At 52.8% G+C, this 15669-nt stretch carries 14 protein-coding genes and 1 tRNA gene; 6 read left to right on the forward strand and 9 right to left on the reverse strand.

Annotation, left to right across the window (positions count from 1 at the left end; genetic code table 11):
• Position 1 precedes the first annotated feature (1 nt).
• From VLX68_01660 to VLX68_01675, 4 genes are all read right to left on the reverse strand, one after another.
• Positions 2-928: an AAA family ATPase gene (locus tag VLX68_01660; protein ID HUI90928.1), complete on the reverse strand. Its 927-nt coding sequence runs from the start codon at positions 926-928 to the stop codon at positions 2-4.
• 4 nt (positions 929-932) lie between these two features.
• A complete protein-coding gene (locus tag VLX68_01665) occupies positions 933-1943 on the reverse strand; it encodes a hypothetical protein (protein ID HUI90929.1) in 1011 nt (336 codons plus the stop codon).
• Positions 1944-2067: 124 nt separating this feature from the next.
• Complete coding sequence (locus VLX68_01670) at positions 2068-2826, reverse strand: hypothetical protein (protein ID HUI90930.1); 759 nt, start codon at positions 2824-2826, stop codon at positions 2068-2070.
• 72 nt (positions 2827-2898) lie between these two features.
• Positions 2899-3786 carry a radical SAM protein gene (locus tag VLX68_01675; protein HUI90931.1) on the reverse strand — a complete coding sequence of 296 codons (888 nt, stop codon included), beginning with the start codon at positions 3784-3786 and terminating at the stop codon, positions 2899-2901.
• Here VLX68_01675 and VLX68_01680 point away from each other — a divergent pair.
• The gene (locus VLX68_01680) at positions 3674-3952 is read left to right on the forward strand and encodes a hypothetical protein (GenBank protein ID HUI90932.1); all 279 of its coding nucleotides are present in this window, start codon (positions 3674-3676) and stop codon (positions 3950-3952) included. The genes VLX68_01675 and VLX68_01680 overlap by 113 nt on opposite strands.
• A 522-nt stretch (positions 3953-4474) precedes the next feature.
• Entirely contained in the window at positions 4475-6577 is a 2103-nt protein-coding gene (locus VLX68_01685; GenBank protein HUI90933.1) for an ATP-binding protein, read from the forward strand.
• On the opposite strand, the gene VLX68_01690 is transcribed toward VLX68_01685, so the two are convergent.
• Positions 6574-8016: an AraC family transcriptional regulator gene (locus VLX68_01690; GenBank protein HUI90934.1), complete on the reverse strand. Its 1443-nt coding sequence runs from the start codon at positions 8014-8016 to the stop codon at positions 6574-6576. The two genes, VLX68_01685 and VLX68_01690, sit on opposite strands and share 4 nt — an antisense overlap.
• A gap of 67 nt (positions 8017-8083) precedes the next feature.
• Positions 8084-8157: transfer RNA gene (locus VLX68_01695), tRNA-Val, on the reverse strand.
• A gap of 211 nt (positions 8158-8368) precedes the next feature.
• Here VLX68_01695 and VLX68_01700 point away from each other — a divergent pair.
• The 3 genes from VLX68_01700 to VLX68_01710 all read left to right on the forward strand — a co-directional run bounded on the left by VLX68_01700 (position 8369) and on the right by VLX68_01710 (position 12693).
• Entirely contained in the window at positions 8369-9469 is a 1101-nt protein-coding gene (locus VLX68_01700) for a hypothetical protein (GenBank protein ID HUI90935.1), read from the forward strand.
• A gap of 92 nt (positions 9470-9561) precedes the next feature.
• Positions 9562-11547, forward strand: coding sequence for an HD domain-containing phosphohydrolase (locus VLX68_01705; GenBank protein ID HUI90936.1), 1986 nt, complete (start codon positions 9562-9564; stop codon positions 11545-11547).
• Positions 11548-11715: 168 nt separating this feature from the next.
• A complete protein-coding gene (locus VLX68_01710; protein ID HUI90937.1) occupies positions 11716-12693 on the forward strand; it encodes a peptidylprolyl isomerase in 978 nt (325 codons plus the stop codon).
• On the opposite strand, the gene VLX68_01715 is transcribed toward VLX68_01710, so the two are convergent.
• The 3 genes from VLX68_01715 to VLX68_01725 form a co-directional block, all read right to left on the reverse strand.
• Positions 12685-13137, reverse strand: coding sequence for a hypothetical protein (locus VLX68_01715; protein ID HUI90938.1), 453 nt, complete (start codon positions 13135-13137; stop codon positions 12685-12687). The genes VLX68_01710 and VLX68_01715 overlap by 9 nt on opposite strands.
• A 254-nt stretch (positions 13138-13391) precedes the next feature.
• Positions 13392-13889 (reverse strand): hypothetical protein, encoded by a 498-nt coding sequence (locus tag VLX68_01720; protein ID HUI90939.1) that lies wholly within the window; start codon positions 13887-13889, stop codon positions 13392-13394.
• 123 nt (positions 13890-14012) lie between these two features.
• Positions 14013-14402: a hypothetical protein gene (locus tag VLX68_01725; GenBank protein ID HUI90940.1), complete on the reverse strand. Its 390-nt coding sequence runs from the start codon at positions 14400-14402 to the stop codon at positions 14013-14015.
• 667 nt (positions 14403-15069) lie between these two features.
• On the opposite strand from VLX68_01725, the gene VLX68_01730 reads away from it, so the two are divergent.
• Positions 15070-15663: a TetR/AcrR family transcriptional regulator gene (locus VLX68_01730; protein ID HUI90941.1), complete on the forward strand. Its 594-nt coding sequence runs from the start codon at positions 15070-15072 to the stop codon at positions 15661-15663.
• The last annotated feature ends 6 nt before the right edge of the window (positions 15664-15669 follow it).

Raw genomic sequence — 15669 nt, forward strand, 5'->3', positions numbered from 1 at the left:
CTCAATGGTCCTTGGCGTCGGGATTGAGGTCCTCGTCGTCAGGAAAGAAATAATCGCCGAGGCTCATATCGGGCAAATGTTCGCCCGACAGTTTGCGTTTCGCGGCAAGCGCCTCAAGGTCGAGCGCCTCATCGCCGAGAATCTGCCTGACGGAATCCGCAAACAGGTCCTTTACATTCGCGCCTGAGCCGTTTTTCCGCTTTTTGAGGGTGTAGCGGATGGCGTTGATGCCGTCGCGCACCGAGTAGGGAAGGTCGAGGCCGTGCGCCTGCTGCAGATAGTCGACGCACATGTCAAGTATTTCCTCGGGGCAGAACGGCAGGTTGTACGAGAGGATCTTCAGCTCGTCTTCGCGGCTCGGAAAGCAGATTTCGATGCCGGGCTGGAGCCGCGACATGATGTAGTCCGGGATTTCGTACGTGGAGGAATCGTCGTTCATGGTGACGACCGCCCTGAATTCCGGGTGCGCCTTCACCACGATGCCCGCCACCACGGACTCGGCCATTCTCCTGTTGTCAAAAAGGCCGGCAAGCGATGCCCACGATTTCTCCGACATCCGGTTTCCCTCGTCGAGCACCGCGATGCCGCCCTCGATCGCCGCGGACAAAAGCGGGCTCGCATGGTAGGCTATTTTTCCCTTCTCGGAAAGCACCGGCGTGATGAGCAGGTCCTCGGGCCTGGTGTCCGACGTGCACTGCAACACATAGACGCTTTGCCCGCGCTTCTGCGCCGCCGTGATGCCGAGCGTGGTTTTGCCGATGCCCGGCACGCCGATGAGCCTCGGCGTGAGCGGCAGGTCGTCTTTCGCGACCGTGATCCAGCACGCGAGGAGCTGGCGCAGCGGCTCCTGCTGGCCGATCCACTCGGCCTTCACGTCCACGGGGTGGGAGAGGACGACTTCTACATTGTCAATGATCGTTGTTTTCATCGCGCTATTTCTTGCCGTTGATGCGGTCGAGGTCGCCCGATTTCTCAAGTTGTTTGCCGAGCAGTTTGCCCGTCTCCTCGCACGCGTTAATGAAGGGCTTCACGTCCTTCCAGTGCCGCTCGCCGATCCCGTCGATGGTCACCGTGAGGCTGGGCGCTGCGGCGGAGGGCGTCTCGAAGAACGAGAAGGTCATGCGCATCATGCCTTCTTTCTGGCCGAACCTGGCCGGCCTGGTGGAATATGATTCGAGCTGCGGCCTGATGACATACGCCTTGCACTGCTGCGCTCTGTCGAGCGCGCCGCGGGACGCGGTGTCGACGCCGGGCTTGATATAATCGGAAAGCTTGTCGGCGAGCTTTTCGTACGCCTCGCGCCAGTCCCGCTCCTCCAGGTCAAAGCCGATAATGCCTTTTTCAAACGGCGCCATTTCGATGTAGGCGCGCTTGTCGCATGATGGCTCGCTTGACGGCTGATCCCTGCTTGGCGTTTCCTTGCGGCCTTCTTTGCGCTCCGAGGCCTGCGGGGCGGATTTGGGCGGCGGCTCCTGTCTGCAAAGTTCCTGCGCAAGCTTCGGGAGGCGCCCGACCATGTCTTCAAGGTCTCCCTTGACATCATCGGAAACGGTCCTCGAGATTTTTGCGGTCTTTATGTCGATGAGGCGCAGGTTGAGCATGAACATGGAGCCAACTTTACCGAGGGAGCCCGACACGAGCTTCTGCACGCCGAGGATCTGCCCCATCTCGATGAGGCATGATTCGTTGGTGCACGCGCCGGTCTGCTGGAACCCCTGTTCCTTGAGGATCTCCGACATCTGCTCGCGCTCCATTACGTCAACCATTCCGGTCTTGAAGAACTCCACGCGCAGCCGGTCGGAAATCAGCTCGGCCTCGTCCTTGGTGACGCCGGCGCCGCCCTTGAGCGTCATGATGGCGACGGTCTCTTTTTTCTGCTGAGCAAAGCCGCAGAGCACGGCAAGACAGATCATGAGAATCGAGGTGGTGATTTTAGATTTCATGGCGAAAACCTTGCCGGAAAAATGTTGAGGACAATCCGGTTTTATCTGATTGGAATCCGAAAAAATATACCTTATAACGGGCGGGAAATCCATCAAAGCCGGGAGTTAAAAATGGTTGTCATCGCTATCCGTCAATATTCCGCTGATCTGCTGTGGAAAACAAGAAATCCTTGATATTCTTGTACCACCGCTTGTACCACGGCGCCTTTTGCGGTTTCTGCGCCGGGTGCCGCCGCTGCGCTTCTTTTTCCAAATCCCCCAGCAGTTGGGGAAGAATGAGCCCGGTCGCCATGCTGATCAGCCAGTGCGGCATGGGATCACGCACCCAGCCCTGCGCCACGATTCCCACCCTGCAAGAGTCGCTGCCAATGGCAAGGATGAACGCGGCAAGATACACGCCATGGGTGCGGTAGTTGATGAATCCGTTTATAGAGTGATTCCATTTGCTTTCGAGGGTCTGGTCCTCGTTCTGGTGCGCAATGAACCGCAGGAGAGAGGGGTCTTTCCATCCGAGCGTGTCGATGTTTCCGATGGCCCACACCCGCGCGATCGCTGCCCGTCCCTCAACGTACCATGTTCCGAGACCGGACACGCGCCGGGCGGGCTCGGTGATGCGGTCGCACCGGTAAACGTGCCTGAATATCTTTGAATAATTGCCGAAATCGGTGGCGATGCCGGCAATGGTCGCCGCGGGATGGCCGAAGTTCCACACGCCCCAGGCACGGTAGGTGACGGGCGTGTCCGCCACCTGCTGGAATTCCACGTGGTCCGGCGCGCCCATTTTCAACTGGTTGATGATGAAACTGTAGTCGAACGCGCCGGCGCGGGCACAGTATGCGAGCGCGGGGATAATAATTATTGCTATTATGGATTTATAACGCATTTGATTTTTAAAAGCGGTAACAAGTTTCAATGTGCCAGCACAGTCAAAATATAACTTTTTGGTTTGACTTTGTTACTCTGTTACTTTGTCACTTATTTTTTCATTAAACCATTTTGCTAAATCAATTATCTCCTGCACCGCGGACGGACTCCATCCCGGAAGCTGCGTGATGAAATAGGTGTCGTTGTGCGACAGCGGCGTTTCAAGGAGCTGAGGAAATTGCCCGGAATAGTTTTCAAAGAGCGGTGTTTTGGGAACAGGGGAGAAGAACACCGGTTTGGCCTTGACCGAAAGCGTGGCCACGAACTTTATCTCGTCAGCCACATCCTGCGGTGTTTGGCCCGCCAGCCCGGCCATCACATACACGCCGATGTCATTTCCGGAAAAACCCGTTTGCAGTGCGAGCCCGGTTTTCTTTTTTAATTCCTCTTTGCGGGCTTTTCCTCCGGTATCGCGGCGGAACGCCCTGCTGCCGCTTTCATACCCGAAGCGCAGCGTTTTAAACCCGCCGGAGCGCATGACTTCCAAAGTCTCTTTTGTCAGCCACCGAACATGGAGTCCGTTCGGCGCGTGAAATGTGGCCTTAACTCCCGCATGCACCATGGCTTCCATCAGGGAAATGAAATGCCGGCGCGGCTGGTATAACAGCGCGTCATCGTACCAGGCAAAATGCCGGATGCCAAAACGGTTTTGCATAAACGCAAGCTCCTCTGCCACGATGGAAACAGGCCTTGCTTCATACTGATTGTGCAGAAACCTGGATGCGCAATATGAACAACGGAGCGGGCAGCCACGTGATGAAAGCGCCGGGCCGTGAAATTGAATACTTGCCACGTCAAATGCTGGAATGAGCGAGGCGCTGCTGTCAAGTGCTTTCAACGATGAAAGGCTGGGGACTCCTGATCCGGCTAATGCCTTTTGGTTAAAAAGGCTGCCGGTAAAAATCCGGACATCCGGCATTGAAGCGGTGATGAATGAAGGGATAAGCACTGCTGATGTCCCGCCAATAACAATCGGAACTCGTGGAAAAATCCGTTTGACAGCATGTACGGTTTTCTGTATTCCTAATATCCAGTATGTCATTGAGCTGCCGATAAATACAATATCAGGTTCAGGTATTGAATGAAGATATTTCTCAAAGGATTCTTCGGATTGACCGTACAACTTATAATACCGCCTTATACTTTTGTAAAGGTCAGGTTTTGGAAATTGTCTGAAAGGAAAATTTCCTGTGGCGTTTGGTTTTGAGGAAATGCCGTCTTCTCTTGAAAGGCAGTTATAATAACTGACATTTAATCCGTTATGCCTCAGGAATACGATGAGCCAGTATAATCCCACCGGGTGCATCCATTCATCATATAGTTTAAAATCGGTCACCCAGGGATTTATTACAAGTGAATGCGCAATCATAAAAACGCAAAACTTTCTTTTTCAAGCAATTTGTGGTATAATCAATAAACAAAAATACTTTTACGCGTTTGCCGTTGGCATGCAAGTGAACATTGTTTTCTGAAAGGCGCAAAGGTATTTTTTTAATTTCAATTTCTTTCGGGGTATTTGCAATATCTGTAAGAAACCGGTTTAATTGAGAAATTTACTAAAGCGCTTCATCTGGGGAAGGACATGATTTCGGAAGGTGTATATCGCGATGACCATTGAAACGCAAAAGAATTTCCTTGGAAAAACGCAGACCATACTCATGGCCGAGATCGAGTCAGAGCGATGGAGCTCGTGGATCAGGCTTGGTATAGCGGTGGGATATTCGCTCCTTGCTTTTTACAGTTATTCGGTTGATGATATTTCGGTGCGGGCGTTTGCGCTGCAGATGGGCGCCGTGCTCACCATGCTTGCCTACAGCGGTTATTATCTGACACGCTACAGCACCACCCGCGCGCGGACCTATTCGTCTTTCATTCTCGTCATACTCGACGTGCTCGTCATCACCACAGTGCTGGTCTCGTATTCACTCATGGGCGCGCCGTCTGCGCTGCTCTGCGGTTCGCTCTTCAGCGTCTATTTTATCGCGATCATCTTTACGGCGCTGCACAACAAGCTCTCCCTCTCCATTTTCAGCGGTGTGTTTTCTGCCGTGTGCTATAGCGCATATTATCTATATATATTCCTGTTTAAGGGCGGGCCGACGGACACCTGGATTTCGGATTTTTCCATCCGGGTGGTACTGCTGCTGATCGTCGCTGCCATCGCGGGCATCATCTCCCGCAAGAATTACGCCACCATCAACAAGGTCATCAGCTCGGAACAGCGTTATCAGAACCTCGTGCACCGCCTGCCCGAAATGCTTTTCACGCTTGACGAGCGCGGAAAATTCCTGTGGTCGAACAACACGTCGTTCGCCCTGCTCGGCCTGCCCGCCAAGGTGCTGCCCGGCAGGAACATCAAGGATTTTCTGGCGCAGCCCGGGCAGCTCAAAATTGACAAAGCTGAATTCAAGGGCACCATTCAGATCAAGGACCTCAACGGGCGCACCAAATATGTCGACTGCACGCTGCAGCCGACCTCCGAGGTGGAAAAACCGCTCATCTACGAAGGCATCATGACCGATGTGAGCGACCGCGAGCTCGCGCTGTCCCAACGCGAGGAAATGGTGACGCGGCTGCACCAGTACCAGAAGATGGAATCGCTGGGCACGCTGGCGAGCGGCATGGCGCACGATTTCAACAACATCCTCCAGACCGTGGACGATATCACCGTTCAGGTGCAGAAAGACACGGCTGAGCCGGAAACAAAAAAACGCATGGAGGTCGTCTCCGAGACGCTGGTGGAGGCAAAGCTCCTGATTTCCGAGTTGCTCGCGCTCGGCCGAAACAAGCTGCTCGACTACAAGAACATCCATCTTCAGGGTTTTTTCGAGGACATTATACCGCTGTACGGAAGCCAGCTGGGATCCAAGTTCCAGGTGGTGTTCAAGGCGCCCGACGAACCGCTCTGGATCCAGGGCGACGATGATTATTTCAAGCGGGTGTTCCAGAACCTCATCGGCAACTCGCGCGATGCGATGGAAAACGGCGGCACCATCACCATCGAATGTTTCGCCGACCGCAGGCACGGGGAGAAGACCGGCACCGTGGTGATCCGGTTCACCGATACGGGCACGGGCATTCCGCACGAAGTACTCGACAAGATTTTCGACCCGTTCTTCACCACGAAGAAGAAGGGCAAGGGCACGGGCCTGGGACTCGCGCTTGTCCAGAGGATCGTGTCGCTGCACAACGGCCGCGTCTTCGTGGAACGCACCGACAAGCGGGGCACCACCTTCCGCATCGAGATACCGGAAAGCGAGGGCGGCGAGGTGGAGCACGACACCACCATGATCATGCTCAACCGCACGCCGTCTATGGTGCTGCTCCTCGACGACGACCCCAAGATCAGGGCGATCCTGCGTTTCTTCATGAACGAATTCAAGTATGCGGTGTGCGAGGCGTCCACGGTGGAGGAGGGCGCGCGGGAGCTCAACAAACATCTTGCTGAATGCGAAGTGCTTATCATGGACTGGAAACTCGGCAGGGACGATCCGCACGCTGCCATCGCGAGGCTCCGCGCCATCAAGCCGTCGCTCATTGTGATCGTGGTGTCGGGATATCCGCCGGAGCAAAAAAGCGTGGAGGACATGAAAATCTGGAAATGGTTCACCAAGCCCTACGACAAGAACCAGCTCGACCTCGAAATCCAGAAGGCGCTTTTTTACGCGAAAAAGGGATCGAAGAAAGCGGGGAAGCAGGGGAACGGCTAGGCGACCTGGTTGTCCTTCCGGTACCTTAGCGGCGTGGTCCGGCAGATCCTGGAGAAATATTTTTCCATTTCACCCACGTTTTTGAACCCGCACGACTCAGCGATCGAGGCGACGCTTGAATGAGAGGAGCGCAACCGCTCCTTTGCGATTTCGATGCGCTGCGCCATGATGTAATCGCGGAAATTCTTCCCGCCGCATTTCTTCAACACCGCGCTTATCCTGCCCTGGGTAAGCCCGAGTTTTTCCGCAGCCCAGTCCAGCGAGAGCTCCTTAAAGGTGATGGCTTCATCGATGAATTGACAAACTTGGTCCGACAGTTTCTTTTCCTCTTCGGTCTGCTCGAACTGATCGAACGACATCGTCCGTTTCCTGATGAAGAAAAATACGCCTCCTCCAAGCAGCGCGAGGAGAAGGCCCGCGACGAAGCTCATGAACCATTGCATCCATCCCGAGGAGAAAAACGGTTTTGGCAGCAGGGTCACCGTGCCCCAGGTATACGGGCTGAGCTGGTCCGATTCCGGAGATTCGGTCCAGGAAATACTCGTTATTTGGCCGTTTTCGCCGGGCAGCCGCACGACCACATTGCACCCGAACGAGTCGGGGAGCGTTGCACCGAAAAGCGCGGCGGGCACCGTGACGTCGATGGTGAAACCTTTGCCGTCCTCCTTATGGACTTCGTTGGCGCATGCGTATGGTTCCCGTTCGGTTGCGATGCTGAAGGATCCGTCTTCTGAAAAAACGGGCTTGTAAAGAATGCGGAACGGAGGGCCGTCGAGTGGCACCGCAAAGCTGAAGGCCTGCTGCGGCGGATACGGTTTACGAGAAAGAGACGGGTCGATGCAAACCTCGACCCCCATGGCGGCGAGCTTGTCCTTTGACGCGCCGCTGAAATTGAACGCAGCTTGGGCTTTGGTTAAAATGGTGATACCGCCTTTATTCCAGCATGCCGCGACATGTGCGGCGCCAGGCGCGCGGCCCGCTGCAACGTTTTTGGCGAAAAGCAAGGAACCTTCTCCTTTTGCAAACGGAATTGCCGCGGCAAAAAAGGGAACCGGTTTGTTGGCGATGAACACTCCTCCCTGCTTAAACGAAACGCGCTGGCCGTTTGTAAAGGACGCCTCGGCGATAAGGGTCATGCCTTTGTAAAGCTGGTTGGGCACCGAGCCGGCGTTCCAGACAAATGAGAAGAGAGGGCGCTTGACGCGGCCGAGCGCGACCAAGGTGTCACGGTTTTGCCCCGCCAAGGAATAGCGGGCGGAAAAAGTGATTGAACCGACCTGGTCGCATGCCTTCACCGCCACCGTGCAAAGAGGCGCGGACACGACCGCCCCGCTTCGCGGCGATTCAAAGCTGATGCATGACGCGGCCGCTCCGGCCCTGACGGTGATACCCATGCCCGCGGCGAGCACAAGAAAAAGAGGCACAAAATAACGTTTCATAAGGCTCTGACGACATCTGCCAAAGCGGAAACTGGCAGGAACAGGCGTTTCGTGCGTTGAAGGGAAATGGGCGCACCTGGATTCGAACCAGGGGTCTCTGCGATGTGAACGCAGCGCTTTAACCAGCTGAGCCATACGCCCATGAACAATAAAAATAGAAAACCCGTATCATTCAATCAAGGGTTTTGATTGAGGATGTACGTTTATGGATTTGTTTTATTTGATTATCCGGCACAATAAATAAGTTATTTTACCTACAACCCGGCGGCGATTTTAACGGCAAAGGGCATGACCGTACCCGTTTTTCCTGAACTGCTATAAATATTTTTCATTGTTCATCCGTAAATACTGTATGAAAAACAACAACCGCATGTTTTTATCGTGCTGGTGCTTTTCCGCCGTTTTTTTCACCGTTAACGTATTCCCCGCTACAAAGAATCTCTACTCCGACGACACGCGGGAATTGTTTTACCTGCCGCGCTCATCCGCCACCGGCGGCTCGGACATTGTATTTGAAAAGAGCGGCTCGCCGCAAGCCAACACTGCGGTGCTCGGCCTTGATTCCGCAAACGACTTGACGCTTTCGTATTCCTCGTATTATCAGAACACCTTCAGCGCCTCGGTGCTCTCGTATGCGGGCGCCATCGACCGCGTCTCGGGCTTCTGCCTGTCGCTGAGCTATCTTTACAATCCGGGAATACCCGGCACCGACAACCTGGAAATCGGCAACGACGGCCAGCCGGTGTACGATCCCACCCGTCTGCAGTATTCGTCGGAATCGGTTATCCTTTTTCACGCGGGATACGGCTATAAATTCACCATTACTCCCCGGATAAACCTCGGAGTGGGGCTCGGCCTCAATGCCCAGCGGCACCGCCTTCCCTTTGACCTGTACCGCGGGTACGGAATGGGCTTCGACGCCGGCGCCGCGATTGATTTTCCGAGGCCCGGCATCCGGCTCGCGCTCGATTGCGACAATGTCACCTCGAATTACACGCGGTGGAGCTCGACCTATTCCGAGCTCGCGTATCCGCATCTGCGGTTCGGCATGGGATGGCAGACGGATATCCCGTACATTTACGGCCACCTTGCCATCCAGTACAAAACGCCGGACCTGCTTTCAAACGAGGGCGCCAATGCCGAAGACCTGTCGTCGTTGTTCGGCGCTAACGACACTGTAAGCTCGACTGACCAGAACCTCAACATCCCGAGCGACACGCCCGGCGTTGCCTCACTCAGATCCGATCCGGTGACTTTTTTCATGAGCGGCAGCATCGGCTTCGAATACAGGATCATGGATATTTTCGCGGTGCGCGTGGGTCACAGCGTCATGAACGCCTGGACGTTCGGCTGCGGCCTTTCGTTGTTTAAAAAGAAACTCGGGCTCGACTTTGCCTGTCTTACCCATGAGCTTGCGCCGACGTATCAATTGAGCGTGACCTATCGCCATTAGCAGTGATATATGATCAGTGACGCGGCATGAGCAGGATTCCGCCTTTTGCCTGCTGTTCTAAGTAAAAAGTCCGGGAAGAAGAGCTGTTCGCGATGAACATCGGTGAAGAATATCTTATTCTCATTGTTGATGATGACAAGACGCTGTGCGACGCCCTGTCCAAATTTCTTTCGGGGCTCGGATATAAAACGGTGCTCGCCTTTAACGGGCTCCAGGCCGTCGAACTCTTCAACGAGCTGCGGCCCCATCTGGTGATCCTCGACATCCACATGCCGGTGATGGACGGCATCCAATTCCTCAACAAGACCAGGAAAAACGCGACGGCCATCCCCGTGATCGTGACCACGGCGCATCCGGACATCAACACCGCCATCGAGGCGATCCAAAGCGGCGCCTTCGACTACATTGTAAAGCCGTTCGAGCTCGACGTGCTCCAGCAGAAAGTGGCGCGGGCGCTGCAGACCACCAAGCTGGTGCGCGAGAACACGCTGCTGTCGCAGCTCGTTTCGCTGCACGAAATAACGCAGAAGCTCACCAGCACGCACGACATCGAAGACCTGCTGGACGTCACCTTTCATTACTGTCTCACCGTGTCCAAGGCCGAAAGCGGCTCCATCCAGCTGGTGTACAAGGACACCAACGAGCTCGTCATCGTCCGGCAGAAAGGCATACAGCTGACCCAGATCCGGTCGCCGATTGACAAAACAGACGAGTGGGCGATTTCAAAATGGGTGCTCAACAACGGACGGTCCCTGCTGCTCTCCGACGCCGAGAAACTGCCCGACCTCAACCTGCGGCTCAACCGGCAGGAAATCGGCTCGTCGCTCAGCGTTCCGCTCAAGGTGGCGCAGGAAGTCATCGGCGTCATCAACCTCAACCGCGGAAAAAACCAGGAACAGTTTTCCATGGTCGAGCTCAACATCATCAACATGCTCGTGGCGCAGGCGAGCATCGCGATCAACAACGCCAACCTGCTGTCGTCCATCAGGCAGAAACTCGACGAGCTGTCGCTCATCAGCACCTACTCGGAGCAGCTCATGGGGCTCGTTGACGAAAACGACGTGATCAGGAGCCTTTTTTCCACCGTGCAGAAGCATTTTCCCATCGATGTGATTGCGTTTCTCATCGTGCAAAAGCGCACGCACGAACTGCTCTACTGGACGCGGGGCGTTCTGGCGCAGCCCGACATCGAGAAGGTCTGCGCCGAGGTGATCGTGGAATACAACCGCGCCACGCACAGCAGGGTGCAGCAGAAACGCGTCGCGTTCCGCCAGCTCATGCCGCCGCTTGAGTTCGCGCCGAACATCGTGATGCCCCTGGCGTTCAAATACTCGGTGCCGATCGTGGGCGAGGCGTTCGATTACGGCGCGCTGTATTTCGGCGCCATGAAGGACCTCCAAGGAAAACACGAACAGCTAACGCTTTTGTCAAGCATCGTGAGCCAGACGCGCATCGCGCTCACCAATTCAAAGCTGTACAACGACATGAAGGAGAACTACATCCGCACCATCAAGGCGCTGGCCATCGCGGTTGACGCAAAAGACACGTACACCCACGGCCATTCCGAAAACGTGATGAACATCGCGGAGGAAATCTCGAACGAGATGGGCGTCGACACCAAGAAAAAAAGCAGCATCCGCGACGCCGGACTGCTTCACGACATCGGAAAAATCGGCATCCCCGGCTATATCCTTAACAAAACGGGATCGCTCACCTACGAGGAGTTCAACGGCATCATGAAGACCCACTCGTCCCTGGGCGCGAACATCGTCAAGGACGTGCCCTTTCTCCAGGACCTTTACAAACTCATCCTGTACCACCACGAGAACTTCGACGGCAGCGGCTACCCCGACGGCCTCAAGGGCGAGATGATCCCCATCGGCGCACGCATCATCCGCGTCGCCGACGCGTTCGAGGCCATGACGTCGAACCGTCCCTACCGCAACAGCCTCGGCAAGAAGGAGGCCATCAAGCGCCTCAAGGAAGGCTGCAACGTTGAATTCGACCCGGACGTCGTCGAGGCGTTTCTGCGCGTGGCCAAAAAAAAGAAGTGGGTGGATGATGCCGACGTTGCTTGATTTGTTTTTAATCTGATGATGACACAAAGCGTTCATGAATTGATGCGTTAGTTCGTTAAAACCCGCCGGCGAAATTCTCATTTACCACTCATTCTCACCGGGCTTGATATATATTTTTTGTTCCTTTCTTATTCCATTCTATCAATTTCAACCTTGAAAGGCCGGTTTATGAAGAAATGCTTGATGGTCATTCTCATGCTCATGGTAAGCTGCGCGACCGACAAAGCTTCAAAGCAGGGCGTGATATGCGTCAATGGCACCTGGATAAAAAAGGACAACATCGAACGGGTGCTCGAGATGTATAAACAATCGGCGCCGCAACAGGTGCTGCAGGGGCTCCCCGCGACGCTCAAGAAAAGCGTTGCCCGGCAGCTCGTCGCCACCGAGCTGATGATCCAGGAGGCCAAAAAGCGCCAGATAGGCTTCGATTCGCTCGTGGCGGTAAAGCTGATCGACGACATCAAGAGGCGCTTTCCGGATTCGGCCACTTTCGACAGCGCGCTGGTCAAAATGGGGCAGACCCGCCGGGAAATGTGGCAGCAGGCAAAGGAAGGGCTCATGGTGGATTCAATGATCAAGATCCTGATCAAACATGTCGACACCGCCTCTGCGGCAGAGTGCCAGGATTACTACGAAAAAAATATGACGAAACTCCCTTCGGAGAAGCGTTTCCGGGTCAGCCAGATCATGTTCACGGTAAAAAAAGACATGCCGGCTGATAAGAGGGCCGCCGTCGCCCAAAAGGCGGAAAAAGTCCTGGCTGAAATACGGGCAGGCAAGGACTTCGCCGCCGCTGCCAGGAAATATTCCGATGACACCAGTACCGCGAAAGCGGGCGGAGACATCGGCTGGTTAAAAAAAGGAGATTTTAAAAGAGAATTGGACTATGTGGTGCTGTCGCTCAAACCGAATGAGGTAAGCAGCGTGGTCCAAACAGATGCGGGATTCATAATATTTAAAAAGACGGGAGAGGAAGCGCTTCCGCCCCCGAAGTTCGACCAGGTAAAAGACCAGATCAAGGCGACACTCATTTTGAAAAAGCAGAATGATGTCGTCACGCATTTCATTGACAGCCTGGTTGCCAGGTCGAATATCATTTACACGGATACCTCATATAAAATGGCCGAGGAATCCCGGTCACGCTGACAATGGGGCAGGCTTTTCGAGCTTGGCCAACCGGTAAGATCCGTATTTGAGCTTGCAGTCGTGCAGGAGCCAGTCGTCGCCCTGAGGGCTCATGCCGGCTTTAAAGATCGTGTCCATTACCGTTAGCTGCTCCACATTTTTCCTGAGCCGTGCCGGGTTTGCCACAAATACCTCGGCAAGGCTTTTTTTTATCCGCCAGTCCTGCTCGGCCTTGTTTGCAAGCCGGATGCCGTAAGGGCCGAGCTCCTGCTTGAAAGAATAAATATGGCGTTTGAAATCTCTGTCAACAAGTATTAGCTCGAGGATTCTTTCAATTCCGAACCATAGCGCCCTGAATGCGGCTGCGACAAGAAGGGAGAGCCAGATTGATTTTGTGATAAACAAGTAGCATGCGATGCCGCAACAGAGGGATACGTACAATCGATAGAATCCCAAAAACCACATAGAAGGTCTCTTTTTTAAAATAGTTTATTGAAATAAGTCCGCGATTATAGATTTTGACAAAAGCTGCATGAAACCCATATATTATCATGTGAAAAGGAGCGTCCGGAAGGAGGGCAACGGATGGAGTTGATGGTTGTCCTGGGAGGATCTGCAGCCTGTGGACAGCTTGCTAGCGGCTAATAAAATTGATGCGGTGACCGGGGCGTCTATGCCGTGGACGCCATAGACGCTACCGGTTGGCTCAAGAGGTTGCGTTACACCCTGAATTCCCGGTCCACGATTTCGTTGATGAACCGGTCGAGCGATACGGGATAATATTTGAATTTCGGACCGAAAATAAGTCCGGTCCGGATGTTCTCCTGACTACACAACTGGTCGTGAACCCTGTTGAGGTGTTCTTCGGGCTTCTCGTCGAAGTTCTGGACGTTGAAATACTCGCTTTCAATCTTCATGTTTTTCTTGTTTGCATAGGCGAACGAGAACATCCTGCCCTGAAGCTCCTTATCAAACGTCTCCGGGTCAAAAACGTCACCGAAGGTCTCGCCGAGCATCGAAGGGGTGATGATGAACTTCGGCGACACGTTTATCTTCCCGTTGATTTCCACGGACGCGGATTCGTTGGCTTCATCCGGCGCGACCAAAATGTAGGGGAGTTCGTGATAACCGGAAACAATGCCGGAAATGGGCTTGCGCAGAACGTTGGTTCTGTTAAAGATTTCCTTGAGGTATTGGTTTTTATCGTAGTCGAACATATGATAAAAATAATTTATTGAGAAATAAACGGCTTACTGAATCATAAAAAGATTCTTCTTTCCTAAAAAAATTCGTTTATGTCGGCATTGATATTTCATCGATTCATGACATACTCATCCCATTCACTGACATGCCCGGTCCAACGAAATGCCGCTCTTCACCATTTCCCCCGGCCGATAACATTTGTGTCCCTTCGCAAGCGTAAAGACAACGTTCTGCATTGAACAAAGAAACATCCTGACGCCTGACCCGACCGGGATTTTCCTGTCGAGCATGATGTCCACCGCAACGGTGTCTTTTTCATACCGCACGGCACCGACCATTCCGATCAGTTTCTCCTTGTAGTTTTTCATCGTGAAGACACGCAGGCCGGGCATGAGCGCCTTGTAGGCGCGGCTGTCGGCGAGGATTTCTTTGGAAGGGAAGTGGTAGAAGAGGAGGTATTGGTCGGGGTGGCAGGAAAAAAGAAAGGTTAGCAGGAGGAGGAAATTGATGAAAAAATATTTTTTCATAAGTTTTTGATAAAGTTAAAGGCATACTACTGGCGTAGGTGGCACCTTAAAATGAATAACGTCACGAGGACAGTAATATTTATGTTGTTTGGAGAATTCGATAGTAAAACGCGGTGATAAAGGACATGGAGAATAACTAATTTCAGATCCAACTTGAATTTGTCTATCAAGCATTGCCCTAACATCAACACTATCATTCAAAAAAGAGACTTGTGAAACCATACCTATAAGAACGCCGTTGCTGTCAACTATCTGTAATCCTGGCTTTAATTACTGATATTCTCTTTGATTTTTACCGAGACTGTCTGCTGGCCATCGAAAAGTAATCAAATACTGTGTATTTTGTTCCTGGTGGCAGAAAATTGTTAACACTTGAGCTGCAAGAAGGATAAGCAAAAAGATTTTTTTCATTTTAATCTTGCCTTGTAAAAAATAATCCTATCCACCAATTATTCATCACGCATTCTGTTATTTGAACGTCTATATTTGAAAATTTGTTACAGAAATATCATTTAAATTCCATACTGTCTATCGCCATTAAAAACAATATCTTATTCAAATCATGTCAACTATCTTATAAAGTCATATTTAATCAAATTATTGACAAAATATTTTAAATCCATTATATTTTTCGACCAAAAAACCAATTCGTTCGAAAGGTCTAATTATGGAAAAACCCGATGCCGGCGATGCGGCCACAAGACAGCTTATTCTCAAAACCGCCGGCGATTTCTTCGCAAAGTACGGTTTGTCCAAGACCACGGTTGACGACATAGCAAAGTCTGTCCGCATGGCCAAGAGCTCGCTGTACTATTATTTCAAAAGCAAGGACGAGATGTTCGCCGCTGTTCTCGAAAAAGAGACGGAGCAATTCAAACAGAAAATGACCGCTGCTCTGCAGGCAGTCGAAGATCCCCGGGAGAAGATCAAAACCTACGTGCTCGTGCGTATGCAGTGCATGCGAGAACTGCTCAACATGTACAACGCGCTGAGGGACGATTACCTCAGGCATTATGAATTCATTCAGAAAATGCGCGAAACCTATGATTTTCAGGAGCGGGAGCTGATGAAGATGCTTCTGCATGAAGGAAACAGCAAGGGCATCTTCAACATAAAAGATATTTCACTCACCAGCTATGCAATCATCGTGGCTATAAAAGGTTTTGAATATGATTGGGCGGTGCGATCCGGTGGGCAGACTGTTGAAAAAAACATGGATTCGCTTCTGGACGTGCTGTTCATGGGCATCGTAAAACGGTGAAAAGGG

This window comes from Chitinivibrionales bacterium (assembly GCA_035516255.1).
In the GTDB taxonomy this organism is placed as follows: Bacteria; Fibrobacterota; Chitinivibrionia; order Chitinivibrionales; family FEN-1185; genus FEN-1185.